General features: G+C 59.3%; 23 protein-coding genes. 14 read left to right on the forward strand and 9 right to left on the reverse strand.

The window, feature by feature from the left end; all coding sequences use genetic code 11:
- Positions 1 to 8 precede the first annotated feature (8 nt).
- Both BLU78_RS05305 and BLU78_RS05310 read left to right on the forward strand, forming a co-directional pair.
- A complete protein-coding gene (locus tag BLU78_RS05305; RefSeq protein WP_010261550.1) occupies positions 9 to 914 on the forward strand; it encodes a DUF4843 domain-containing protein in 906 nt (301 codons plus the stop codon).
- A 15-nt stretch (positions 915 to 929) separates the two neighbouring features.
- A complete protein-coding gene (locus tag BLU78_RS05310) occupies positions 930 to 2,435 on the forward strand; it encodes a hypothetical protein (RefSeq protein WP_010261553.1) in 1,506 nt (501 codons plus the stop codon).
- A 60-nt stretch (positions 2,436 to 2,495) separates the two neighbouring features.
- On the opposite strand, the gene BLU78_RS05315 is transcribed toward BLU78_RS05310, so the two are convergent.
- Positions 2,496 to 3,893 carry a Gfo/Idh/MocA family protein gene (locus tag BLU78_RS05315; protein ID WP_026020690.1) on the reverse strand — a complete coding sequence of 466 codons (1,398 nt, stop codon included), beginning with the start codon at positions 3,891 to 3,893 and terminating at the stop codon, positions 2,496 to 2,498.
- Positions 3,894 to 3,988: 95 nt separating this feature from the next.
- Between BLU78_RS05315 and lnt the strand changes: the two genes are divergently transcribed.
- The gene (gene lnt / locus BLU78_RS05320; protein ID WP_074712026.1) at positions 3,989 to 5,578 is read left to right on the forward strand and encodes an apolipoprotein N-acyltransferase; all 1,590 of its coding nucleotides are present in this window, start codon (positions 3,989 to 3,991) and stop codon (positions 5,576 to 5,578) included.
- A 12-nt stretch (positions 5,579 to 5,590) separates the two neighbouring features.
- On the forward strand, positions 5,591 to 6,880 hold the full coding sequence (locus tag BLU78_RS05325; RefSeq protein ID WP_010261562.1) for a bifunctional folylpolyglutamate synthase/dihydrofolate synthase: 1,290 nt from the start codon (positions 5,591 to 5,593) through the stop codon (positions 6,878 to 6,880).
- Positions 6,881 to 6,937: 57 nt separating this feature from the next.
- Here BLU78_RS05325 and BLU78_RS05330 read toward each other — a convergent pair whose 3' ends face one another.
- On the reverse strand, positions 6,938 to 7,243 hold the full coding sequence (locus BLU78_RS05330) for a DUF3467 domain-containing protein (protein WP_010261564.1): 306 nt from the start codon (positions 7,241 to 7,243) through the stop codon (positions 6,938 to 6,940).
- Between the two features lie 190 nt (positions 7,244 to 7,433).
- Between BLU78_RS05330 and BLU78_RS05335 the strand changes: the two genes are divergently transcribed.
- The 10 genes from BLU78_RS05335 to yidD all read left to right on the forward strand — a co-directional run bounded on the left by BLU78_RS05335 (position 7,434) and on the right by yidD (position 15,551).
- A complete protein-coding gene (locus BLU78_RS05335; RefSeq protein WP_010261566.1) occupies positions 7,434 to 8,111 on the forward strand; it encodes a LysE family translocator in 678 nt (225 codons plus the stop codon).
- Positions 8,098 to 8,799 carry a (d)CMP kinase gene (gene cmk, locus BLU78_RS05340; protein ID WP_010261569.1) on the forward strand — a complete coding sequence of 234 codons (702 nt, stop codon included), beginning with the start codon at positions 8,098 to 8,100 and terminating at the stop codon, positions 8,797 to 8,799. Before BLU78_RS05335 ends, cmk begins: the two co-directional genes overlap by 14 nt.
- 97 nt (positions 8,800 to 8,896) lie before the next feature.
- The gene (locus BLU78_RS05345; protein ID WP_010261572.1) at positions 8,897 to 9,778 is read left to right on the forward strand and encodes a 4-hydroxy-3-methylbut-2-enyl diphosphate reductase; all 882 of its coding nucleotides are present in this window, start codon (positions 8,897 to 8,899) and stop codon (positions 9,776 to 9,778) included.
- Between the two features lie 11 nt (positions 9,779 to 9,789).
- Positions 9,790 to 10,260 (forward strand): hypothetical protein, encoded by a 471-nt coding sequence (locus tag BLU78_RS05350; protein ID WP_010261575.1) that lies wholly within the window; start codon positions 9,790 to 9,792, stop codon positions 10,258 to 10,260.
- Positions 10,253 to 11,914 carry a S41 family peptidase gene (locus tag BLU78_RS05355; protein ID WP_010261577.1) on the forward strand — a complete coding sequence of 554 codons (1,662 nt, stop codon included), beginning with the start codon at positions 10,253 to 10,255 and terminating at the stop codon, positions 11,912 to 11,914. Before BLU78_RS05350 ends, BLU78_RS05355 begins: the two co-directional genes overlap by 8 nt.
- 9 nt (positions 11,915 to 11,923) lie before the next feature.
- Positions 11,924 to 13,099, forward strand: a complete 1,176-nt coding sequence (locus tag BLU78_RS05360; RefSeq protein ID WP_010261579.1) for a sensor histidine kinase — start codon at positions 11,924 to 11,926, stop codon at positions 13,097 to 13,099.
- Entirely contained in the window at positions 13,099 to 14,043 is a 945-nt protein-coding gene (locus tag BLU78_RS05365; protein WP_010261581.1) for a DUF4271 domain-containing protein, read from the forward strand. Before BLU78_RS05360 ends, BLU78_RS05365 begins: the two co-directional genes overlap by 1 nt.
- Positions 14,044 to 14,145: 102 nt before the next feature.
- Positions 14,146 to 14,940 (forward strand): uroporphyrinogen-III synthase, encoded by a 795-nt coding sequence (locus tag BLU78_RS05370; protein ID WP_010261584.1) that lies wholly within the window; start codon positions 14,146 to 14,148, stop codon positions 14,938 to 14,940.
- Between the two features lie 85 nt (positions 14,941 to 15,025).
- Positions 15,026 to 15,334 carry a ribonuclease P protein component gene (locus BLU78_RS05375; RefSeq protein WP_010261585.1) on the forward strand — a complete coding sequence of 103 codons (309 nt, stop codon included), beginning with the start codon at positions 15,026 to 15,028 and terminating at the stop codon, positions 15,332 to 15,334.
- Complete coding sequence (yidD, locus tag BLU78_RS05380; protein ID WP_044106350.1) at positions 15,291 to 15,551, forward strand: membrane protein insertion efficiency factor YidD; 261 nt, start codon at positions 15,291 to 15,293, stop codon at positions 15,549 to 15,551. The genes BLU78_RS05375 and yidD overlap by 44 nt, the downstream gene beginning before the upstream one ends.
- A gap of 200 nt (positions 15,552 to 15,751) precedes the next feature.
- Here the strand turns inward: yidD and BLU78_RS05385 are convergent, their stop codons facing one another.
- The 7 genes from BLU78_RS05385 to BLU78_RS05415 all read right to left on the reverse strand — a co-directional run bounded on the left by BLU78_RS05385 (position 15,752) and on the right by BLU78_RS05415 (position 23,114).
- Entirely contained in the window at positions 15,752 to 16,645 is an 894-nt protein-coding gene (locus BLU78_RS05385) for a cation diffusion facilitator family transporter (protein ID WP_010261592.1), read from the reverse strand.
- Positions 16,642 to 17,574: a helix-turn-helix transcriptional regulator gene (locus BLU78_RS05390; RefSeq protein WP_010261595.1), complete on the reverse strand. Its 933-nt coding sequence runs from the start codon at positions 17,572 to 17,574 to the stop codon at positions 16,642 to 16,644. The genes BLU78_RS05385 and BLU78_RS05390 overlap by 4 nt, the downstream gene beginning before the upstream one ends.
- Before the next feature lie 75 nt (positions 17,575 to 17,649).
- A complete protein-coding gene (locus tag BLU78_RS05395) occupies positions 17,650 to 19,485 on the reverse strand; it encodes an LTA synthase family protein (protein WP_010261598.1) in 1,836 nt (611 codons plus the stop codon).
- Between the two features lie 137 nt (positions 19,486 to 19,622).
- Positions 19,623 to 20,279, reverse strand: a complete 657-nt coding sequence (gene upp, locus BLU78_RS05400; protein ID WP_010261601.1) for a uracil phosphoribosyltransferase — start codon at positions 20,277 to 20,279, stop codon at positions 19,623 to 19,625.
- Positions 20,280 to 20,301: 22 nt separating this feature from the next.
- Complete coding sequence (gene hflX / locus BLU78_RS05405) at positions 20,302 to 21,522, reverse strand: GTPase HflX (protein WP_026020693.1); 1,221 nt, start codon at positions 21,520 to 21,522, stop codon at positions 20,302 to 20,304.
- 133 nt (positions 21,523 to 21,655) lie between these two features.
- A complete protein-coding gene (locus tag BLU78_RS05410; protein ID WP_026020694.1) occupies positions 21,656 to 22,330 on the reverse strand; it encodes an energy transducer TonB in 675 nt (224 codons plus the stop codon).
- A 100-nt stretch (positions 22,331 to 22,430) separates the two neighbouring features.
- Positions 22,431 to 23,114, reverse strand: coding sequence for an energy transducer TonB (locus BLU78_RS05415; RefSeq protein WP_010261612.1), 684 nt, complete (start codon positions 23,112 to 23,114; stop codon positions 22,431 to 22,433).
- Between the last annotated feature and the right edge of the window lie 64 nt (positions 23,115 to 23,178).

Below are 23,178 nucleotides of genomic sequence, written 5' to 3' on the forward strand. Positions count from 1 at the left end.
CGAGGCATATGAAACGCAAACTCATATTCAACATCCTCATCGTCCTGAGTGCGGCGGGCGGATTTCTCTCCTGTTCCGATACGTGGCTGATGTACGACACCTCGCAGAAGAACAAACTCTATTTCAGCGACGGAGCCCAAAGTCTGGACCGCTATCTCTCGACCGAAGCGCCGTTCGCCCTGCTGGACGAATCGGTAAAAGAACTCCGGCAAACTGTACCCGTGAAACTGCTGGGCATGGTCGCCGACCATGACCGCACCTTCGAAGTGCAGGCCATCCACGACACGACGACCAACTACACGACGGGCGGTGTCGCACGCGAACTCTACGACGCCGTCGAAGGCGAAGACTACACGATCGACAAACTCATCATCCCGGCAGGGTCCGTGGAGGGCAGGATCGAGGTCACGGTGAAGCGCACCGAAAAGCTCAAGGACAAAACCGCTTCGCTGGTGCTTCAAATCGCCGAAAGCGACGAGTTCCAGGGCGTTCCGCGCAACGTCTACCGTATTCTGATCTCCGACGGTATCGCCGCCTGCCCCAACTGGTGGTACCATACCGCCACTATTCAGTGGTATATGTATCTGGGCGAATTCCGCGAGGAGAAGTACCGGAAGCTGCTGGAACTCTACCACGGTATCGAAGAACTCAATCCGTCGCTTTACGCCGAGATGGTCGAACAGTTCGGCGAAAATATCGACAACAAAACCTATATAAATAAAAACGGAGTAGTAACCGAAATCCGTACAGGCTTTTTCCATAACAGCAGCAACCCCTACAAAATGGCCTGGAACCGATATGTGCTCAGTCCGCTGTACGAATACTACAAGACCAATTACCCCGATTTGGAAACTTACGGCACCTACAACGGAACCTTAGGCACCGGATGGAGAGATCCGGCAAATATCTATTAACCGAACAAACGCACCATGAAAAAGTTACTGAAATATTTCGTGGCCGTCAGCTGCGGCATCGTTTTGATCTCTTGCTACGGACTTGAAAAAGAGGAGTACCGCGAACTGGCGCCGATTACGGTCAGCGGTCTGGAACAGACCATTTATGCCAAGGCAACCGAAAAGCTGACGCTGAACAGCCTGCGTGTCGAAAGCAACAGCAGCCAAGAGATCGCTTACGAGTGGTCCTACGGCCGTCCCGACGGCGACTTCCCCGGAATGGTCGACACGACCTTCATCTCCAGCTCGCCCACGCTCGACTATGCCTTCGAAAAGTCCGGCAGTTATGTGCTGCGCCTGCGGATCGACAACGGCGAGAGCATCGGTTTCTACTACTACGACCTGCGCGTGCAGTCGGGATTCGACGAAGGCTATCTGATCCTCTGCAACGACGCGGAGAATCGCGGTTCACTGGCTTTCGTCAAAATACGGACGCCCCAGGAAGAGGCTGAGAACGCGCAGGAGGTGTGGGACGACCTGCTGAATCTGATCAATCCGGAGTACGAATTCCGGAACCTGAACGACGTCTACGTTTTCTCCACACCCGGATTCTGGTCGGGCGTTCTGATCTCGTCGAACGACGACAAAAGCTCGATCTATCGTCTCGACGCCGCATCGCTCGCCGTCACCCACCGCATGAAGAGCATGGAGGAATACGGTGTTCAGACCGGAACGATTCTGGGAGAGCAGGTCTATGGAAGCACCGAGCAATACGTCCATCTGATCGGCGAAGATTTCAAAGCCTATCGTTACGAATTCTCGGTCGATATGCTCATCTCCCGGAACCCGCCCTATCCGGCAAAATACAGCCAGCAGGGGTACTTCGCCTCGAAAAGCAAAGGAGTACGCAACGTACTCACATTCTCCGAAGAGGGTGCGAATCTATTCCCCAACGGCCGCAGCACGAAAGGATATGCCGCGCCGAGCGGATATAAGTTCGTCAATATAGCTGCTGCACGAGTCGGAGAAGGACAGTATGACCGCTGCTATTTATACTACATTGCACAGTCAATCGAAGGTTCTTCCAAACAGATCAAGATACTCAAAACAGATGATTCGTTCGGCTCTCCGACCGAACTCCTGACATACACCGAGTCGGCCCCGATGCTGATGAACGCCCATTCGCGGATCGTGACGACGAAACTCAACGGAAACGCCTATTACGACTACGACAACAAAATCTACCACTGGTCGATGACCGGAACTTCGCCGCGGGTGCCGGCCGAAGGAGACCAGCCCGACATTACGCTGCCCGACGGCGAACAGATCGTGGACATCTGCACCAATGCGGTACCGTCCACTTCGTCCACGGTAATTGACGACGACAAACTGCTGATCGCCACCTATAATCCCACGGTGACGGATCGCAAGCCGGGCAGCCTCTATCTATATGACCTGCGGACGATGAAAAAGGAGAAGGAGTGGATCGGCATCTGTGAAAAGCCGGTGGCCGTGGCCTACAAATTCCCGACATCGAACTGACACCGTATCCGACAAGTATCAAAAATTCGGCCCTCCCGCATGGGAGGGCCGAATTGCATCTTATTGCACCAGCATCGCGTGGTGATAGCCGTCGGTCTTGTCCCAGTCCCCGCGCGTGAAGTCGGGCACGGCCACCGGGGCGCTGTTGTGCTCGAGCGACACGGCCGTCAGCTCCCCGATGCACGACCATTCGGCGGCATCGTAGACATCCTGGTCGAGCGGCAGGCCGTGTTGCAGGCAGTAGATCAGGCGGTAATCCATAATGAAATCCATGCCGCCGTGGCCGCCGACCTCTTTGGCCTTCGCCTCGATTTCCATGGCGATCGGGTGTTTGTAACGCTGCATCAGCGCCTCCCGCATCTCCCTGGGCACGAATTTGTGGGAGCTCAGATTCTCGTGGTCGGGCACGCCCGACTCCGAAAGCTGTTCGGGATCGAAAGCATAGCCCTGAATCGGGTATTTGTTGGCGAAGCCTTTCGTACCGGTCACCTGATACATGCGGCTGTAAGGACGAGGCGTGTAGACGTTGTGTTCCAGCAGAATCGTGCGGCCCTTTTCGGTCTTAATCAGCGTCGAGGTGTGGTCGGCGTTGGCGAACTCCGTGGCGCCCATCTTCTCCTCGGCCTGTTTCAGTCCGTTGACCGACTTGGTATCCACGGCCACGAGGTAGTTCATCTTGTCGCCGCGGTGGATGTCGAGCACCTGGCAGGCGGGACCAAGGCCGTGCGTGGCATAAACGTCGCCGCGGTGCTTCTGGTTGAAGTCGAGACGCCAGTTGCCCTCGTAATAGTCCCAGAAAGCCTCCAGATCGTGAATATACGACCCCTCGACATGGAGGACATCACCGAACAACCCCTGTTTGGCCATGTTGAGCGTCGTGAGTTCGAAAAAGTCGTAGACACAGTTTTCGAGCATCATACAATGGCGCTGGGTCTTCTCGGCGGTGTTCACCAACTGCCAGCACTCGTCGAGCGACGTGGCGGCGGGAACCTCCACGGCGACATGCTTGCCCTGCTCCATGGCGTAGACAGCCATCGGCACGTGCTTCTGCCACGGGGTGACGATGTAGACGAGGTCGATGTCGTCGCGTTCGCAAAGCTGTTTCCAGCCCTCCTCGCCGCTGTAAGCCTCCGCAGCGGGAAATCCGCGTCGCGCGAGGATCGCCTGTGCGCTGTCGACCCGCTCGGGGTAAAGGTCGCAGAGAGCTTTGATATCGACCCCGTGAAGATGGGTGAAGCGCTCCACGGCGCCCGGACCGCGCATGCCCAGTCCGATGAAGCCCACGCGAACGGTCTCCATCGGAGCCGTTTTGAGCCCCAGCACCGACTTCTGGCCCGGTTCGCGGGCCGGAGTGTCGAACACGATCACCCCGTCGATCGTCTTGTAGCCCTCCGATTGACAACCGGAAAACAGAAGCGCACCCGCAAAGGCGCACAATAAAAGAAAGAATTTCCTCATTTGTATAGCAGTTTGATTGGTTTCATGACAAAAGTAGGAAATATTTTGAAAACTGCGCTCATTTGAGTACTTTTGCGGTCATAAAATCTCCTTCCATGTTTCGTAGACTCGCGGCGGTAATCCTTTCGGCCCTCCTGCTCTCCCCGGGATGGCTCAGCATGACGGGGCTGACGCTCCTCGCGGGGTTCGTCCCGCTGCTGTGGGTGAGCGCGTCGTACGATGACTCGCGCCGCTCGTGGTGGAGGGTGTTCGGCTGGGCGGCGCTGACCTTCGTGCTGTGGAACGCGCTGACGATCTGGTGGATCTGGTATGCGACGCCCGTAGGACCCCCGGCCGCCACGCTGGCCTCGACGACGATGAACATGATCGCCTTCATGCTCTTCCACACAGTCTCGAAAAAAGCCCCCAAAGCCCTTGCCTATACGACCCTCGTCACGGCGTGGATCGCCACCGAATACTGGTACACCGTCGGGGATTTCTCGTGGCCGTGGCTCATCCTCGGCAACGGATTCTCGCACGAGGTATGGGCCGTGCAGTGGTACGAATACACGGGCGTCTTCGGCGGTACGCTGTGGGTGCTGCTCTCGAATATCCTGATCTTCGAAGCCCTCCGGGCGCGCACCGTGCGGCAATGGACAGCCGCGGCGTGCGTCGTCGCGGTGCCAGTAGTCATCTCGCTGGCCATCTGGGGCAGTTGGGAACAGCCCGACGAGGGTACGGCCGAGGTGAGCATCGTCCAGCCCAACGTGGACTGTTACGACAAATTCCACGGCGACACGGAACGCCAGGAGGAGAATATTCTCGACCTGCTGAACGACGTACCCGCCGGGGCGCAGTTCATCCTGCTGCCCGAGACCTCCGTGCCGGGTTATTACCGCGAACCGGCCCTGAGCGACTTCTGGCCGGGGGCGGCCGACACTCCGGGCGCATTCTGGCAAACGCTGACCGACACGCTCCGCAGCCGCCATCCCGAAGCCCTGCTCATCGCCGGAACCAACACCACACGCCACTATCCGGCGGGAGCGCAGACCGAAACGGCCCGCGCGGAGCGCTTCGGAAACGGCTATTACGACGTATTCAACACGGCCGTGGGGCTCGACTCCGCAGGCCGCACACAGATCCACCACAAGGGCCGGCTGGTGATCGGCGTCGAGAACACCCCGACATGGGTCTTCGACGTCATGCGGTTTCTCGTCATCGACCTCGGCGGCGTCGTGGGACAGATCGGCCGGGGACAGCACGGCACGGTTTTCGGACACGGCGGCGTCATGGCCGGGCCCGCGATCTGCTACGAGGGGCTTTACGGCGATTTCTACGGCGATTTCGTACGCCGCGGCGCGCAGTTCATGGCCATCATCTCCAACGACGGATGGTGGCGCGACACGCCGGGCTACAAGCACCTGTTCACCATCTCGCGCCTGAGGGCCATCGAGCACCGCCGCGCCATCGCCCGCTCGGCCAATACGGGCCGCTCGGGATTCATCTCCGCCCGCGGCGACGTGGGGGAGACCCTCGGCTGGGAGGAGCGCGGCGTGATCTCCGCCCGGGTGCCCCTCAACTCGGAACTGACCATCTACACCCGCTACGGCGACTATCTGGCCCGCATCTCGGAATACGTACTGCTGCTGTGCGTGCTCTACTACGTCGCCTACCGGGTCAAACGCAAGAACCACCTCGTCAAATAAATTCCCGATGTCATGAACTACACCCAAACCCTCGAATTCCTCTTTCAATCGTTGCCCGCTTTCGAAACCAACGGCGCAATGGCCTACAAACCGGGATTGGAGCGTATCACCGCATTCTGCCGCCACCTGGGCAACCCCCAGCGGAACTTTTTCACGATCCACGTGGCCGGCACCAACGGCAAAGGCTCCGTGGCCCACATCATCGCCTCGGTGCTGGAGCAGGCGGGATACCGCACGGGACTCTTCACCTCGCCCCACCTGCAGGACTTCCGTGAACGCATCCGCGTCGACGGCGAAATGATCCCCAAGCAGAAAGTGGTGAATTTCGTGGACAAACACCACGACAAGATGGTCGAACTGGAGTTGTCGTTCTTCGAAATGACCGCCGCGATGGCCTTCGACTACTTCGCGCAGAGCGATGTCGAGGTGGCCGTGATCGAGACGGGACTCGGGGGCCGGCTCGACGCCACGAATATCATCGTGCCGATCCTGAGCGTCATCACCAACATCGGACTCGAACACACGGGACTGCTGGGCGACACGCTCCAGAAGATCGCCGCGGAAAAGGCGGGGATCATCAAAAAGAGCATTCCGGTGATCGTCGGCGAAGCGGACATCCGCTACAACGAGGTCATCGAACAGGCCGCCGCGGCCAACAAGTCGCACGTGATCTACGCCGAGCAGGAGTTTGTCTGCGAAGATCATCGCCCCGAGGGCAACCGCCAGTATTTCCACCTGCGCCGCACGCGCGACAACCGGGATTTCGACGTCCTGCTCGACCTGCAAGGCAGCTACCAGTGCCGCAATATCGTGACGGCTTCGGCGGCGATCGACTTCCTGCACGAGGAGACGCCGCTGACGATCTCCCGCCGCGCCTACCTCGAAGGAATGTGCTGCGCGGCGGCCAACACGGCGCTGCTGGGCCGCTGGCAGACGCTCGCGGAAGCCCCCCTCACGGTCTGCGACACGGGACACAACGCCCACGGCATCGCCTATGTGGCCGAACAGCTTAAGGCGACGCCCCACAAAGCGCTCTATTGCGTAATCGGGTTCGTACGCGACAAGGACCTGGCGCACATCCTGCCCCTGCTGCCGCACGACGCTCACTACATCTTCACCCAGGCGCATTCGGAGCGTTCACTCCCGGCCGCGGAACTGACGGCGAAAGCCGCCATCTACGGCCTGCACGGCGAAGCGGTGGAGGAGGTGACGGCCGCCATAGCCCGCGCCCGGGAACTGGCGTCGGAGGGCGACATGATCTTCATCGGCGGCAGCACCTACGTCGTCGGCGAGGCGCTGTAACGAAGCGCGGAACGAAATGAAAAAGTCCGGGGCGCGGCCGCTCCGGACTTTTCCTTTCTATGCCTGCCCCATCTTGGGCCCCGCTTCGGGCGTGGGCGGAGGGGTCGGGATCTCGATCTTGCCCACGTTGCTCTCGTAGCGCACGATGTTGTCCTGCAACGACCGCAGCAGGCGTTTGGCGTGCTCGGGCGTAAGGATGATGCGGCTTTTGACGCGCGCTTTCTGCACGCCGGGAAGGACCGTAGCGAAGTCGATGATGAATTCCGAGGTAGAGTGCGATATGATCGCCAGGTTGGAATAATGGCCCTGGGCCACGGCGTCGTCCAGTTCAAGGTCGATACCGAATTGTTTCATCTCTGCCATAGTGTGGAGTGTTTGTGCAAAAATATTCACTTTCAGGGGAGAATATGCAAGCATGGAGCCAAAGTTTTCGATATTTTATCAACATATCGGCCTTTCGGAACAACCCGTTGCGCCCTTTTTTCGCCTTTTCATAGGCGGATTGACGGCTTTTTCGTATCTTTGACGTCTAAAAAAACTGCAAACCGGAAAAATGGCATTGGAAATCGTCGAAACCCTGTTCCGCGGCATCTGTGTAGGTGTAGCTGCTTCCATCACGGTAGGTCCCGTGGCGGTGCTCTGCATCCAGCGGACGCTGTCGAAAAGCCGCCGTTCGGGGATTGTCTCGGGCATCGGCGTCGCCTGCGCCGATACGTTCATGGCCATGGCCGCGCTGTTCTTCTACTCGATGCTCCAGACCCAGATCGAGCAGTACAACACGCTGCTGCGCGTGATCGGCGGCATCTTCGTCGTGATCGTCGGGGTCTTCATCTTCGCCCAGAACCCCGTGCCGCAGATTCGCCGCAACCGAGCCGGCAAAACATCGCTGTGGCAGGATTTCGTCTCGATCTTCGGACTCACGATCGCCAACTTCATCATGGTGATCCCCTATATCCTCGCCTTCTTCGCCGTCTTCAAAATCTCGGGCGGCGACATGGCCGACCATACGTTCGGAGGCTTCATGCGTTCGCTGTTCGTCATCGCCGGATTCTTCGGCGGCGCCGTGGGATGGTGGACCCTGCTGGCCTTCGTCATCAACCTCTTCCGCCGCCGGTTCCGCCCGCGGCATATGCTCACGATCAACCACGTCGCGGGCCTTATCATCGGCATATTAGGAGTTTACACCATATTATCGACCTTCTTTGATATATTCCCAAATGTCGGACACTAAGCATAAAATCATCATTGCCGTCGACGGATTTTCGTCGTGCGGCAAGAGCACCTTCGCCAAGGCCATCGCAGCCCGCCTGGGCTACATCTTCATCGACACGGGCGCCATGTACCGCGCCGTCACGCTCTACGCCCTCGAACACGGGGCGATCCGTTCGGGCATCGTCGACGAAGAGGCCGTCGTGAAGCAGCTCGACAAGATATCCATCACGTTCCGCTTCAACCCCGAGCGCGGCGCCAGCGACATCTATGTCGACGGCGACCTGGCCGAGGGCAAGATCCGCACCATCGAGGTTTCGAACTGCGTGAGCCGCGTGAGCGCCATCCCCGAGGTGCGCAGCAAGCTGGTGGCCATGCAGCAGGAGATGGGACGCCGCCGCGGGGTGGTGATGGACGGCCGCGACATCGGCACGGTGGTCTTCCCCGACGCCGAGCTGAAGATCTTCATGACGGCGGACCCCGCCGTGCGTGCCTGCCGCCGCTACAAGGAGCTGACAGGAAAGGGTATGACGGTGACGATGGAGGAGGTCGAACGCAACATCCGCGAGCGGGACAAGGCCGACATGAGCCGGGCAATCTCGCCGCTGCGCCAGGCCGACGATGCCGTCGTGCTCGACAACAGCCACATGACCGTCGACGAGCAGATGGCGTGGTTTATGAACGAGTTCCAATTAAAAATGAAAAATTAAGAATTAAAAATCCGACGGCATAGGTCTCGGTTTGCAAACCGGAATCGGCTCACAACTAATTTTTAATTTTTCATTCTCAATTTTTAATTACGCAGTTATGCGTATCGAGATCGACGATAAATCGGGCTTCTGCTTCGGCGTTGTCCGCGCAATCACGGAGGCCGAACGCGCCCTCGGGAGCGGCAGCACGGTCTATTCGCTCGGCGACATCGTCCACAACCGCATCGAAGTCCAACGCCTCGAACAGTTGGGACTGCGGACCGTCACCCACGCCGACATGCCGCGCCTCGCGGGCTGCCGGCTCTTCATCCGCGCCCACGGAGAGCCCCCTACGACATACGCCGCGGCCCGGGAACTGGGCATCGAGGTGATCGACGCCACCTGTCCGGTGGTCGCCCGCCTCCAACGGCGGGTGAAGGAGGCCCACGAGCGGATGCTTCCGACAGGCGGCCAGGTCGTGATCCTCGGCAAGCGGGGCCACGCCGAGGTGGTGGGGCTCACGGGGCAGGTTCCGGACCCGACGATCGTGGTCGAAAGGGCGGAGGACCTGTCGCTGATCGACTTTGCGCGTCCGGTCTACTTCCTTTCGCAGACCACGCAGAGCATCGCGCTGTTCGAGGAGCTGGGGGCCGAGATGCGCCGCCGGGCCGCCGATCCGGACCAGGTGTACATCGACGACACGATCTGCCGGCAGGTATCGAACCGCGAACAGCACCTCACGGAGTTCTCGGGACGGTTCGATGCCGTGGTCTTCGTCTGCGGCCGCAAATCGTCGAACGGCAAAGTGCTCTCGGAGGTGTGCCGCAGGGCCAATCCTCGGACGCACGTCGTCGAGGAAGCGAGCGAAATCGAACCCGAATGGTTCGACGGCATCGCCTCGGTGGGCATCTGCGGCGCCACATCGACCCCCAAATGGCTGATGCAGGAGGTTGCCGATGCTATCGGCAATCTCAATGAAAAATTAAAAATGAAAAATTAAAAATTTCCGCTATGAAATACTTCGTCCGTTCGTTAAAATATTTTTGCGCCCTGTGCGTTCTCTGTATAGTCCTGATGGGGCTGATGCTGATGACCAGAACCTCGGCGCTGTCGCTCGACGACACGCTCTACGCCATGTTCCACACCGACCGCTACCTGATGCTGTTCACGGCGATCGTGGTGCTGGCGGCCCTCTATCCCCGATTCGGGTTCGTCGAACGCAAGGTAGAGGGCGACGTGGAGGAGAACCGCCAGCAGATCGTCAACGCATTCCGCTCGTCGGGATTTTCGCTCCGCAGCGAGGAGGACGGGGTGATGGTCTTCCGCGCCGACACCATCCTGCAGAAACTCATGCTGCTGGGTGAAGACGAAATAAAAGTTTCACAGTACGGACAGTGGATCGTGCTCGACGGCATCCGCCGCGGCGTCGCCCGGGTGCAGTACCGCCTCGATTCGTACATACACATGACGCGCAATGATTAGAAAATACCGTTACCTGCTCATCGCGGCCGCGGCTGTCGCCGCCGCAGGCCTCATGACCTTCGCCGCCCGCAACGACTTCGGGCTGGGCCGCAACATGGAGATCACCGTCAACATGATGCGCGAACTGTCGCTCAACTACGTCGATCCGGTGGACCCCGACAAGCTGATGGAAGGAGCCGCCGCGGGCATGGTCAACGACCTCGACCCCTACACGGAGTACATTCCCGAAGAGGGGATGCAGGATTTCGAACTGCTCACCACGGGCAAGTACGGCGGCATCGGGTCGCTCATCCGCCAGAAGGACGACTATGTGCGCATCGCCCAGCCCTATGAGGGTTCGCCCGCCGACAAGGCCGGGCTGAAGATCGGCGACAAAATCCTCTCGATCGACGGCAAGGAGGCCAAAGGCTTCACCACCGAGCAGGTCTCCTCACGCCTCAAAGGCGAACCGGGAAGCAAGGTCAAAGTCACTGTCGAACACCTCGACGGCACGCAGCAGACCGCGACGATCCGCCGCGAGCGCATCGCCATTCCGGGCGTACCCTATGCCGGATGGGTCGCCGACGGCATCGGCTACATCCGCCACAGCGATTTTACCGAAGGGTGTTACGAGGAGCTGCGCGCGGCCATCGAAGATTTGCGCAGGGAGGGCGACCTGAAAGGGCTCGTGCTCGACTACCGCTCGAACGGCGGCGGCATCATGCAGGAAGCGATCAAAATTCTGGGGATGTTCGTCCCCAAGGGCACGGAGGTATTGAGCACCAAAGGGCGCTCGGAGGCCTCGAAACAGACGTTCCGCACCGATTCGGAGCCCATACTCCCCGACCTGCCGCTGGCCGTGCTCGTCAACGGCAATTCGGCTTCGGCGGCCGAGATCGTCGCCGGAGCCCTGCAGGACCTCGACCGCGCGGTGCTGATCGGCCAGCGCAGTTTCGGCAAGGGGCTCGTGCAGGCGACCCGCCCGCTGGGTTACAACACCATGCTGAAACTCACGACGGCCAAATACTACATCCCCTCGGGCCGCTGCATCCAGGCCATCGACTACTCCCACTCGCAGGAGGGTTCGGTGCGCGTGGTCCCCGACTCGCTCATCTCGGAGTTCTCGACCAGGGCGGGCCGCAAGGTCTATGACGGCGGCGGCGTGATGCCCGACATCCGCACCGATCCGGAGTATATCTCGCGCTTCGCCATGACGCTCTATGCGATGGGATTCATCGAGGATTTCGGCGACGAATACATGCGCCGCAACCCGGGCCAAAAGATTGACATACGCACCTTCTCGATCACGGACCGGGACTACGCCGATTTCGCGGAGTTCATGAAAGGGAAGAAAGTACCCTACGAATCGGATACCCGCCGGGCGCTCAAAGCGCTGAAGAAAGCCGCCGAGGACGACCGTTTCGCCGAACTGAAGAACAAGTTCGAACAGGTGGAGGCCGAGTTGAAGGACGACACGCAGACCAACCTCGAAACCTACCGCAAACAGGTCGTCGAGGCGATCAACAACGACATCGTGATGCGCTACGGCTATCAGGCCGGCGTGATCGAGCACTCGCTGCCCGGGGACAAGGAGGTGAAGCAGGCGATCGGGGTGCTGGAAAATCCCGAAGAGTACGCCCGCATCACCCGCGAGCAGGACACCCAGCGCAAATAGCCCCGCGCCATGAAGCTCAGCACGAAATATTTCTCGTTCCGCAACCGCGTGGTGGTGATCGTCGTCGGGGTGACGCTCGGCGCCGTGTCGCTGCTCTACACCAACAACATGGCCCAGCGGCTCAAATGGAAGGAGCAGCACGACGTGGCCCTGTGGGCCCACGCCATCGAACGCGTGAGCCGCGACGTGCTGGGCGGCACCATTCAGGACCCGCTCGTGACGGACATCATGTCCAACGGCAACAATATCCCGTTCATCATCACCAACGAGAACCTCGAGGTCATCAACTCGCACCTCGTACCGGACAAGATCATCGACCATCCCGACCGGCTGCGGCGGCAGATCGACAAGTTCACCCAGGAAAACACCCCGATTCCGGTAAATTTCCTCTGGTCGTCGCAGCATTACCATATCATTTTTTACGGCCGGTCGGCGCTGCTCAAATCGCTCTACTATTTCCCCTACGTGCAGCTGCTCGTCATCACGGCCTTCATCGCGCTGGGATTCATCGCCTTCCGCTCGTCGAAGCACGACGAGCAGAACCGCGTGTGGATCGGACTGGCCAAGGAGACCGCGCACCAATTGGGTACGCCCACCTCGTCGCTGCTCGGATGGATCGAATACCTGCGTTCGCAGAACGTCGATCAGACCGCCGTGGAGGAGATGAACAAAGACCTCACGCATCTGATGAAGATCGTGGACCGCTTCTCGAAGATCGGCTCCGAAACGCCGCTCACCCCAGCCAACATCAACGAGGTGGTGGGCGAATCGGTCATGTATTTCCGCAAGCGCATTCCCCGCAACGTGACCCTCGACTACAACGGACTGGCCATCGCCCCGGTGCAGGCCAACATCAACGCCGCGCTGTTCGAATGGGTCGTGGAAAACCTGATGAAAAACTCGCTCGACGCCCTGCAAGGACACGGGGCCATCGACGTAAGGATCTCCTCGGACGACCAGCACGTCATCATCGACGTCAAAGACACCGGCAAGGGCATTCCCAAAAGTAACTGGAAACGCATCTTCGAACCGGGATTCACGACCAAGACCCGCGGCTGGGGCCTCGGGCTGTCACTCTCGAGGCGCATCGTCGAAGACTACCACCAGGGCCGGATCGCCGTCATAGACTCCGAAATCGGTAAGGGAACCACCATCCGTATCACCCTCAAACGCATCTTCGCCTGATGGTCGACTCGCCGGCACATAGCGTGACAGCCGGGCCTGCGGCGGATTCGGCGGCAGGCGGACCCGACAGCGCGGCACTGCACGCACCTGCGGACAGCATCCCCGCACCGGCCGTGGATTCGGTCGGGCAGACGGCGGCCGACACGCTGTTTTTCCGGGATTTCCGCGCGACCGAAACGGAATCGTGCTCCGTCTGGCGCGACACCACGTCGGCGGCCCTTTTCGGAGAAGCGTCGGTCACGGTCCGGCCGCTGCGGATGCAATCCGCCGAGCCGATTTCACTCACGGAAAACGCCGTTTTCCAGAGTTTCGTGCTGCTGCTCGCGGCGACCTATGCCATGCTGCTCTACCGCAACCTGGGCGACGTGCGCACGCTGCTCGACCGCATCTCGCGCGACACGGCCACCGGGCAGCGGCTCTCGGAAGACCCGGGCGGCAGCGGCTTCTCGCGCTTCCTGAATATCGCAACGGCCATCGGCATGCTTTTCATGGGAGTCATGGTGGTCAAATACGGCGATTCGCTGATGCCGAGCCGGCTCGGAGAGACCCTGTCGCACGGCGCCGTGCTGGCCCTGAGCCTGCTGGCGACGGCGGCCTGCTGCGGCGTGGTCGCTTACCAGATGGCCGTCGTCCGTCTGGCGGGGGCCGTCACGATCTCACAGCCATTCATCTCGCAGCTCGTACTGCTGAAACGCACCTATTTCGCCCTGGGAGTGATCGTCACTTCGCCCGTGCTGCTGCTTTTCGCACTCTGCCCCCGGGGTACCGGAGGCGTATGGTTTTGCATCATTATCATCGAGTTGGCCATAACAGCCGGTTTATACCTCCGGGAGACGTTAAATCTGTTTATTACTAAAAAAATTTCGATTTTGCATTGGTTTTTGTACCTTTGCACAGTGGAAATCTTTCCAATCAGCCTTTTGTGGTTGCTCTCGGTGAGATGACCCAGCAACAACAAACCTAAATTATTCGCAACGTTGAAAGTAAAGAGTGTACTGGTTTCGCAGCCGAGGCCTGCAGTTATTGAAAAATCCCCGTTCTACGAATTGTCCCAGAAATACCACGTAGAGATCGCCTACAAACCCTTCATCCGCGTCGTCGGCGTCTCCCTGAAGGAGTTTCGCGCCCAACGGGTCGAAATACTCTCGCACACCGCCGTCATCTTCACATCGCGCACGACGGTCGACAGCTTTTTCCATATCTGCGAAGAGGCGCGCATCACCGTGCCCGAAACCATGAAATACATCTGCCAGACGGAGGCCGTGGCGCTCTACCTGCAGAAATACATCGTCTACCGCAAGCGCAAAATCTCGTTTGCCGACGGATCGTTCACCTCGCTCGTCGAGCTGATCATCAAACACAAGGAGGAGAAGCTCCTGCTGGCGCTGAGCGAACCCCACCGCCCCGAGCTGCCTGAAACGCTCGCCAAGCTCAAACTGTCGGTCAGCCCGGTCATCCTGGCCCGTACGGTCGCCGGGGACCTGGAAGACGTAAAACTGGCCGATTACGGCCTGCTGGCGCTTTACTCGCCGTCGGACATCAAAACCCTCGTCGAGAAATTCGGCACCGACAACCTGCCGGCCATCGCCGTCTTCGGCGAAAGCACGCTGCGCGCAGCCATTGCGGCCGGAATCACCGTGCTGGCCAACGCCCCGACGGCCGAAGCCCCCTCGATGGTCAAAGCCATTGACATCTTCCTGCAGAAAGTGCAGAAAGGCGAGGAGCCGGAACCCGTCGAGTTGGTGGCCGACGCCCGCAAGGAGGAGTTCATCCGCAGCCAGCAAAACAAGCTGGCCAAGAAGAGCCGCACACGCCGCCCCGGCACGGAACCCCGCAAATAACAGCGGTCCAAAGCCCCCTGCCGCCATGTCTGCAAACTCACTGCCCCGCACCGAAAGGCTCCGTTCGCTCGGTGTCATACGCCGTATGTTCGAGAGCGGTGAGAGCGGTTTCATCTTCCCGTTCCGCTACGTCTGGTTCGCCGAACCCGACGCCGAGCAGTCGGTCGAGGTGATGTTCTCCGTCCCCAAGAAGTTCCACAAACGGGCCAACAAACGCAACCTCCTGCGCCGCCGCGCGAAGGAGGCCTACCGCCTGCAAAAACAGATCGTGCACAACGGCGCGCAGGTCAACCTGGACCTGGCGCTGATCTATTCGTCGAAGGAGGTGCTGCCGTATAAAACCGTCGCAAATGCCGTCCGCAGGATTCTGGAATCGGTCGTGGAGCATCTTTAAACGGGTGTGCGCCTTTCCGCTGATCGTGCTGGTGCAGTTCTATCAACTCTGCATCTCGCCCTTCACGCCTCCGTCGTGCCGTTTCACCCCCACGTGTTCGCAGTACGCCCTCGAAGCGCTGCGCAAATACGGCCCCCTGAAAGGGTTGTGGCTCACCGTGCGGCGGCTGTCCAAATGCCATCCGTGGGGCGGCAGCGGCTACGATCCCGTGCCCTGACGACACGCGCAAAAAAAAGGACGGACGGCTTTTCAGCCGTCCGCCTCCCTTCATAAAGCTTTTGCGTCACTTCACTTCTTTGAATTCATTCTTCTTCGACGACAAAGATTGCACCCTTTTCTGAAAAAATCAACACCGGGCCTAACGTTTAAGGGCAAAATTACGTCTTTCATTCAACCGATTTCGTCCAACTACACAATTCAGTCGTGGAAATCGCAACATTGTTCCGTGGCGGATTCGAATTCGAGCGTCGCATGGGGAATTCCCGCATGCTCCAACAACTCCTTCAGGGCGTGTTTCACCTCCTCCATCCGGGAAAGGCTGTCGAGCACGACATGCGCCGTAAGGGCGTTTTCGGTCGTGCTGATAGCCCAGACGTGGATGTGATGAACCGCCCTGACACCCGGAACGGCCGTCATCGTTCGTTCGATCTCGGCAACGTCGATGCCTCCGGGAACTCCGTCGAGCGAAAGGCGCAGGCTGTCGCGGGTCAGCGACCAGACCGAAGCCACGATCACCCCGGCGACGACAAGCCCCACGATCGGGTCGACGACGGTCCAGCCGGTCCACGAGATCACGAGGCCCGAGACCAGCACTCCGACCGACACCAGCGCATCGGCAGCCATGTGCAGGTAGGCGCCTTTGACATTCAGGTCGCGGTCCTTGTCCTTCACGAAAAGCCATGCCGTAAAGCCGTTTATCACCACGCCGACTCCCGCGGTCCAGGCGATGGCGCCGCCGACGACCGGTTCGGGATGTATCATGCGCCCGATACTCTCGGCGACGATGACGCCGACAGCGATGAGCAGGATCACGGAGTTCAACAGCGAAATCAGCACCGTGCTTTTCTTATAGCCGTAGGTGTATTTGGGCGTTGCCCGGGCCTGGGCCAGCCGGAACGCCAGCATGGCCAGCAGCAGGCCGGCCACGTCGGAGAGGTTGTGCCCGGCGTCGGACAGCAGGCCCATCGAACCGTAGTAGAGGCCGACGGCGAATTCGACGATGACGAAGCCCACATTGAGGGCGATACCCCAGATGAACGCCTTGTTGAGCGAGGTGACCGTATGATCGTGGTGGTGATGTTCGTGTGTCATGGCTGCAAATCGGTTATGGTGTCTTTGATCTCGGACAGTTCGACCAGTTTATTGACGATGGCATAGATCGTAAGCCCCGCCGCGGAGTGAATCTGCAATTTGGCGGCGATGTTGCGGCGGTGGGTGATGACGGTGTGGGCCGAGATGCAGAGGGCGTCGGCAATCTGCTTGTTGGTCATGCCCTTCACCACGCAGACGATAATCTCCTTCTCGCGGGCGCTCAGCGGCTCGGGCTTCACGGCGCGGGGTCCCTTCGCCGCCAGCCGTTCGACGGCCGGAATAAAGATGTCGTCCTCGACGGCGTTGTGCGACGCGAGTTCGTGCTCGCAGTTGAAGATGTCGAACAGCACGCCGTTCAGCTCGTTCGTACTGCCCGAAGGATAGTATTTGATGATGATGTTCTTCAGTTCGCGCAGTTTGATGTCCACCTGATCGTGCTGGCGGCGGAAAATATCCATCGAATAGGCCGAACTCTTCTCGCCCGCGAGCAGCGACTCGACATAGGGAAAAACCGTCTGCTCCTCGTAGGACATATGGCGCTGGACCTCGGCGGCATATTCGTCGAAAAAGCGCATGATGGCAAACGCTACGTCGCTCTGGGCGCAGTCGACCGCCTCGATCAACTTGCGGCGGATAGCCGGCAGGCGGAAATCGAGAAAATAGCTGTGCGAGTTGTGCAGGTAGTCGGTCAGCGACCGGACCGAGACCTCGCCGGCCAGTTCGGCTCCGTTGCCGAAATTCATCAGCATATTGACCACCGCGAGGAATGTCGCCGCATCGACCTTGTTTTCGGCGCACACCTCGGCGATCGTCTTGTCGCCGAACCCCAGCGCGATTCCGAAGCGGCTCATCACCTGCAACACGGCATAACGGTCGCACACCAGGTCGCACATCCTGTCGTCGCCCGTATATCCACCATTTTTATACATAAATATAGGTATTATTTCCTGTGCACAAAGATATCCGGACAAGGCCCGTGCCGCAATACCTAAAACACGGTATTTTCAGCGGTTTCCGATATCCACGTAAGTCGTCTGCAACATCGTGCGGCCGACATCGAGCAGTTCGGGATTCGTCGCCGTCACCACCCGGTCGCCCGTCGCATCCCACACCGCCTCGCCCGAGGCATCGACCACGCCGAAACCGTCGTTGAAGGTGTAATAGGCAAACTTGCGGGGGGGGGTCGGTGCGAAAATATCCTTGCTGTAATCGAAATCGTCGTGCGCAATGCCCAACTGGGCCAGCAGCGTCGCGGCAATGTCGATCTGCGCGGCATAATCCTCCACAACGCGCGGTTCCGCAACCGCTCCACCCGTCCAGATCATCGGAATGCGGTGGCGCAGCGGCTCGTTGTAGGTCAGCGTCCGCGGATAGGGGTAGCTGTGGTCGGCGACCAGCACCACGAGCAGGTCCTTCCATGCGGGAGAGGCTTTCAGGCGGTCGATCATCTTCCCGACACATTCGTCGGAAAAGGCCATGGCGTTCAGCACCTTGTCGTCGAATTTCGAGTAGGGAACGTCGAAAGGCGTGTGGCTGCTCAGCGTCAGCAGTCCCGCGAGGAACGGTTTTCCGGCATCGCTCAGCGCGATCACCCGGTCGGCAAACCAGTCGCACATCAGCGCATCGTCGTAACCCCAATCGGCCGCAGGAGCGTCGAAACGCAGGTCCTTCTGCCAGACCAACTCCTGCCACCCCGTAGCGTACATGTAGGAGGCCTGATTCGTGAAATTGAGGTCGCCGCCATAGGCAAAACTCGTCGCATAGCCCTCTCCGGCCAGCGAACGGGCCACCGAAGGCAGGCTGCGGCTCTTGGCCGGGAGTTTCATGACCGACATGCGCGTCTGCGCCGGGAATCCGCTCAGGATCGCCACCTCCCCGCGATCGGTGCGGAACGAGTTGGCGAAGAAATTCTCGAACCAGACGCCCTCTCTCTTCAACCGCTGCATATAGGGCATCACGGGTTCCCCGCCGACCTCGGCGTCCATGACCGTGCGGGCGAAACTCTCCAAAATGACGATCACGACGTTAGGCCGCGCGGTGTTCAGCACCGGCTCCGTGGGTCCCGCAGCCGGACCGTTGCCCCGCAGGGCGTCGAACTTCGCGGCACGCACGGGTTCTTCAAAGAAAGGATATTCATCGGCATAATCGACCCGGTCGCCCAAACTGGAGAGAAACGAGAAGACGGGATTCGTGGCGGCATGGTTCAAGAACTGCGTCGGGCTGAAATAGACCTTCGAGACATTGGCCACCGAAGCCCCCGTACCGCCGCGGATGGCCAGGAAATCGAATCCGGCAAGCATCACGACGGCGACGCTGCCCGGCAAAGCGACCCGCCAGCCGACCGGCCGGCCGTCGAAAACGCCGAGGATGCGGCGGTAAACCCAGATCATCCCCGCGGCATAGACCGCCGCCAGCAGCGTTTGCCGCACCCCGAGCCAGAAATCGACGCTCGCCATCGCCTCCTCGGGATCGGTGAGGTAGATCAACACCGTCGCATCAATGCGGAACCCCCAATGCTCGTACAGCGCAATGTCGACGGCGAAGATCACGGCCGTCACCACGGCGACCAGCACGAACCAGGCCGTCAGCACACCCCACCACACCTTTTCCGGCAGGCGGAGCCACAGCGAGAACAGCGTCACGAGAATCGGCAACACGGTGACATAGCCTGCGACCGTGAGGTCGAGCGTCAGCCCGTGCCACAGCACGTCGATCCACCCGCGAAAGCCTGCTCCGGATGCCTCCACGGCGTAATAAGCCATGAAGACGGGCTTCTGCACGGCCATCATCACAACGGTCGCACAGAACACGGCAACGAGGAAAGCGAGTTTTCGGCGCATTACTTATTCATATTTTTTGATTTCAGGGAGTGCAGGTTTCGTGCTTCGTGAAGTGGGGCGAAGCTGGAGCATACAGGAGTATGTGACTGTTTCGTCCCGCGAGGGAAGTGCGAAAAATGCCCGCTGAAATCGAAAAACTATATTTTTTCGCCGTAAGCCAAATCCCCCGCATCTCCGATGCCGGGGACGATGTAGGACCGCGAGGTCAACTCCTCGTCGACGACCGCCGTCCAGATGGTCGTGGTCTTGCGCGGCATGTTCTTCATCGCATAGTCGAGCCCCTGCTCGCTGGCCACGACCGCCGCGACATGGGTATAGGCGGGAGTGCCGCCCTTCTCGCACAGCGCATTGTAGGTCAGCACGAGCGACGACCCCGTGGCCAGCATCGGATCGACCAGCAGCAGCGTCTTGCCCTCCAGGCTGCCGCACGAAATGTACTCGACCTTCACGGTGAACTTGCCGTCCTTGGTGCTCTTGCGGTAGGCCGACACGAAAGCATTTTGCGCGTCATCAAAGTAATTCAGAAAACCCTGGTGGTAGGGAAGCCCCGCACGGAGGATCGTCGCCACGACCAACTGGTCGTCGATCATCTCGACGGTGGCTTCGCCCAGCGGCGTCTCGACCACGCACGGTTTGTAGTTGAGCGCCTTCGAAATCTCGTAGGCCGTGATCTCGCCGATACGCTCCATATTGCGGCGGAAACGCATCGAGTCCTTCTGAATCTGTTTGTCACGGATCTGGGCGATGAATTTGTTGAGAACCGTGTTCTGCTCGGAAAGGATATGCAACGTCATAAACTGGATGTAGGTTTGGTTGTCAATAGAGGAAATTGTTGAACGGATAGCGTCCGGCATGGATCTCACGCACCATGCCGTAGAGGTCCGAACGGAACTTCTCGAGGTTGGCCTTCGTCCGCGCCGAGAGGAAAATGCAGGGCGTATTGGCACGTGCGATCCAGCTCTGCTTCAATTCATCCAGCGAACGGTTCTCGCGCGTAGGGGGCGTCAGGTCGTCCTCGTCCTTTTCAACATACGTATAGGCGTCGACCTTGTTGAAGACCAGATAGACCGGCTTGTCACCCGCGCCGATCTCCTGCAAGGTCTGTTTCACCACGTCGATCTGCTCCTCGAACTGCGGGTGCGAGATGTCCACCACGTGCACCAGCAGATCGGCTTCGCGAACCTCGTCCAGCGTTGATTTGAACGACTCAATCAGCTCCGTGGGGAGTTTTCGGATAAATCCCACAGTATCCGACAGCAGGAAGGGCAGGTTGTCGAACACCACCTTGCGGACCGTGGTGTCCAGCGTGGCGAAGAGTTTGTTCTCGGCAAAGACCTCGCTCTTGGAGATGAGGTTCATCAGCGTCGATTTGCCAACGTTGGTATAGCCCACCAACGCCACACGGACCATTGCACCGCGGTTCGAACGCTGCACGGCCATCTGGCGGTCGATCTTCTTCAGGTCCTCCTTCAATTTCGAAATGCGGTTGCGGATGATACGCCGGTCGGTCTCGATCTCGCGCTCACCGGCGCCGCCGCGGGTACCCGTACCGCCCCGCTGACGTTCGAGGTGGGTCCACATGCCCGACAGCCGGGGCAGCATGTATTCGTAATTGGCCAGCTGCACCTGCGTCTTGGCATAGGCCGTCTGGGCCCGGGACATGAAGATATCGAGGATTAGGCGCGTGCGGTCCAGCAGGCGGCAGGGCATCTCCTTTTCGATGTTGCGCGTCTGCGAAGGGGACAGCTCGTCGTCGAAGATCACCACGTCGATCTCGTTTTCCTTGCAATACCCGGCAATCTCCTCCAGTTTGCCCGGTCCCACGTAGATGCGCGACGAAGGCTGCGGCAATCGCTGGGTGAAGCGTTTCACCGAACGGATGTCGGCCGTCTCGGCCAGAAACTCCAGTTCGTCGAGGAACTCCCCGGCCTGCCGCGGGTCCTGATTGTCGCGGATGACGGAGACCAGCACGGCGCGTTCGCGGTTATCGGTCGGTGCCGCAGCATCGGCCGCGGGATTATTTTTGTTCTCTTCCAAAATTGTCTTTACCATTTAAATCCGTTTATTCCGGTTCACTCCGGAACCTTTGTCATCGCGCTGCAAACACGATGCTACAAATAAGGGTATCCGCCCGAAAGCAGGATACCCTCAAAAAGTTGAGCCATACGCCTCAATTCCGTACGCGAAAATCGACCGGAAGGGTGAATTTCACACGTACCGTCTGGTTACGCTGCTTGCCCGGGCTCCATTTCGGCGATTTGTTCAGTACGCGGACCGCCTCTTCGGCCAACGAACGGTCGGGCGACTGCAACACCTCGATATTGGTCAGGCGTCCGTCCTTGTCGATCACGAACGAGAGAATCACGCGACCGTAGACGCCGTTATCGAGGGCGCTCTGCGGGAATTTCACGTTCTGCATCACCCAGTTCCGGAAGGCTTCGATGCTTCCGTCCATAAACGACGGCATCGTCTCGGCCACCAGGAAAACCTCGTCGTCAACGATCGGTTCGGGCTCCACCGGAATCAACTCGATCGGCGTATTCTCGTCAAATTCATCAAACGGAATATCCGTCTGGATTTTCCGGTCGTTCCGGACGATCTCGATCGCATCCGCAAAGGCTTTGAGCTCGATCTTACGGGGCACCTCGCGGGGTTTCTCGCGGGTGATTTCAGTCATCTCCACCTCGACCGGCGCATAGGCCAGGCCGAATTGCTCGATCCGGTACTCTTTCGGCGTATAGGCAAAAGCGGCAACGACCAGAACAAGTGTCGCTACCAAGCCGATCTCCAACAAAAGGCCTCGCTTATTTCGAAGGTCCGCCTTGAATGATTTTTTAGTCTCCATATCAATCAGGTTTAGAGGTTGGTACGCGAATCGAGGCAGCCGTATTTAAAAACGAAATTCCACCCGGCTGCCGGGCGGAATTTACGATTTCCCGACGGAATTAGTTCTGTACGCGGAAGTCTACCGGGAGGGTGTATTTGACACGCACCACCTGGTTACGCTGCTTGCCCGGGCTCCACTTCGGCGACTTGCTCAGCACGCGGATAGCCTCCTCGGAGAGCGAGCGGTCGGGGGTCTGCAACACCTGGATGTTGGTCAGACGGCCGTCCTTCTCGATCACGAACGACAGGACCACACGGCCCTGGATGCCGTTCTCGAGGGCGATCTGCGGGAACTTCACGTTCTGCTGCACCCAGTTGCGGAAAGTATTGAGGTCTCCGCCCTGGAACGAAGGCATGGTCTCGGCGATCAGGAACGGCTGGTCGTCCTCGATGGTCTCCTCGGCCACCTCGACCTGCTGAATCACTTCGGTATTCTCGTCGAACTCGGCGAAGTCGACCTCGGTGGTGATCTTCGTGTCGTTGGTCACGACCTGCAGCAGGTCGGTGATCACCTTCAGCTCCACCTTTCGGGGAGCCTCGGGCGGCTTCTGGTCCTGACGGGTGATCTCGGTGATCTCCTCTTCGACGATAGCCGTCTGCAAATCGAGTTTTTCAATGGTACGCTCTTTCGGCGTATACGCGAATGCTCCGATCACAAGACCGAGTGCAACGACAAGACCGATTTCGAGCAGAAGACCCCGCTTGTTCTGAAGGTCCGCCTTGGGTGATTTTTTGATTTCCATCTATTATAAATTTTTTTAATTGTTCGGGTATAAGCGCGCATGGGCACGCTATGCACCACAAATA

It is taken from the genome of Alistipes timonensis JC136 (assembly GCF_900107675.1).
Lineage (GTDB): Bacteria > Bacteroidota > Bacteroidia > Bacteroidales > Rikenellaceae > Alistipes > Alistipes timonensis.

Bases quoted from the DNA above. Each gene is read 5' to 3' on its own strand.
- BLU78_RS05365 (WP_010261581.1), top strand. From the start codon at position 13,099: ATGGTCGACTCGCCGGCACATAGCGTGACAGCCGGGCCTGCGGCGGAT.
- BLU78_RS05335 (WP_010261566.1), top strand. From the start codon at position 7,434: ATGGCATTGGAAATCGTCGAAACCCTGTTCCGCGGCATCTGTGTAGGT.
- yidD (WP_044106350.1), top strand. From the start codon at position 15,291: ATGCCGTCCGCAGGATTCTGGAATCGGTCGTGGAGCATCTTTAAACGG.
- BLU78_RS05315 (WP_026020690.1), bottom strand. From the start codon at position 3,893: ATGAGGAAATTCTTTCTTTTATTGTGCGCCTTTGCGGGTGCGCTTCTG.
- BLU78_RS05390 (WP_010261595.1), bottom strand. From the start codon at position 17,574: ATGTATAAAAATGGTGGATATACGGGCGACGACAGGATGTGCGACCTG.
- BLU78_RS05330 (WP_010261564.1), bottom strand. From the start codon at position 7,243: ATGGCAGAGATGAAACAATTCGGTATCGACCTTGAACTGGACGACGCC.
- BLU78_RS05355 (WP_010261577.1), top strand. From the start codon at position 10,253: ATGATTAGAAAATACCGTTACCTGCTCATCGCGGCCGCGGCTGTCGCC.
- lnt (WP_074712026.1), top strand. From the start codon at position 3,989: ATGTTTCGTAGACTCGCGGCGGTAATCCTTTCGGCCCTCCTGCTCTCC.
- BLU78_RS05415 (WP_010261612.1), bottom strand. From the start codon at position 23,114: ATGGAAATCAAAAAATCACCCAAGGCGGACCTTCAGAACAAGCGGGGT.
- BLU78_RS05305 (WP_010261550.1), top strand. From the start codon at position 9: ATGAAACGCAAACTCATATTCAACATCCTCATCGTCCTGAGTGCGGCG.
- BLU78_RS05375 (WP_010261585.1), top strand. From the start codon at position 15,026: ATGTTCGAGAGCGGTGAGAGCGGTTTCATCTTCCCGTTCCGCTACGTC.
- BLU78_RS05345 (WP_010261572.1), top strand. From the start codon at position 8,897: ATGCGTATCGAGATCGACGATAAATCGGGCTTCTGCTTCGGCGTTGTC.
- BLU78_RS05325 (WP_010261562.1), top strand. From the start codon at position 5,591: ATGAACTACACCCAAACCCTCGAATTCCTCTTTCAATCGTTGCCCGCT.
- BLU78_RS05395 (WP_010261598.1), bottom strand. From the start codon at position 19,485: ATGCGCCGAAAACTCGCTTTCCTCGTTGCCGTGTTCTGTGCGACCGTT.
- cmk (WP_010261569.1), top strand. From the start codon at position 8,098: ATGTCGGACACTAAGCATAAAATCATCATTGCCGTCGACGGATTTTCG.
- upp (WP_010261601.1), bottom strand. From the start codon at position 20,279: ATGACGTTGCATATCCTTTCCGAGCAGAACACGGTTCTCAACAAATTC.
- BLU78_RS05310 (WP_010261553.1), top strand. From the start codon at position 930: ATGAAAAAGTTACTGAAATATTTCGTGGCCGTCAGCTGCGGCATCGTT.
- BLU78_RS05410 (WP_026020694.1), bottom strand. From the start codon at position 22,330: ATGGAGACTAAAAAATCATTCAAGGCGGACCTTCGAAATAAGCGAGGC.
- BLU78_RS05350 (WP_010261575.1), top strand. From the start codon at position 9,790: ATGAAATACTTCGTCCGTTCGTTAAAATATTTTTGCGCCCTGTGCGTT.
- BLU78_RS05385 (WP_010261592.1), bottom strand. From the start codon at position 16,645: ATGACACACGAACATCACCACCACGATCATACGGTCACCTCGCTCAAC.
- BLU78_RS05360 (WP_010261579.1), top strand. From the start codon at position 11,924: ATGAAGCTCAGCACGAAATATTTCTCGTTCCGCAACCGCGTGGTGGTG.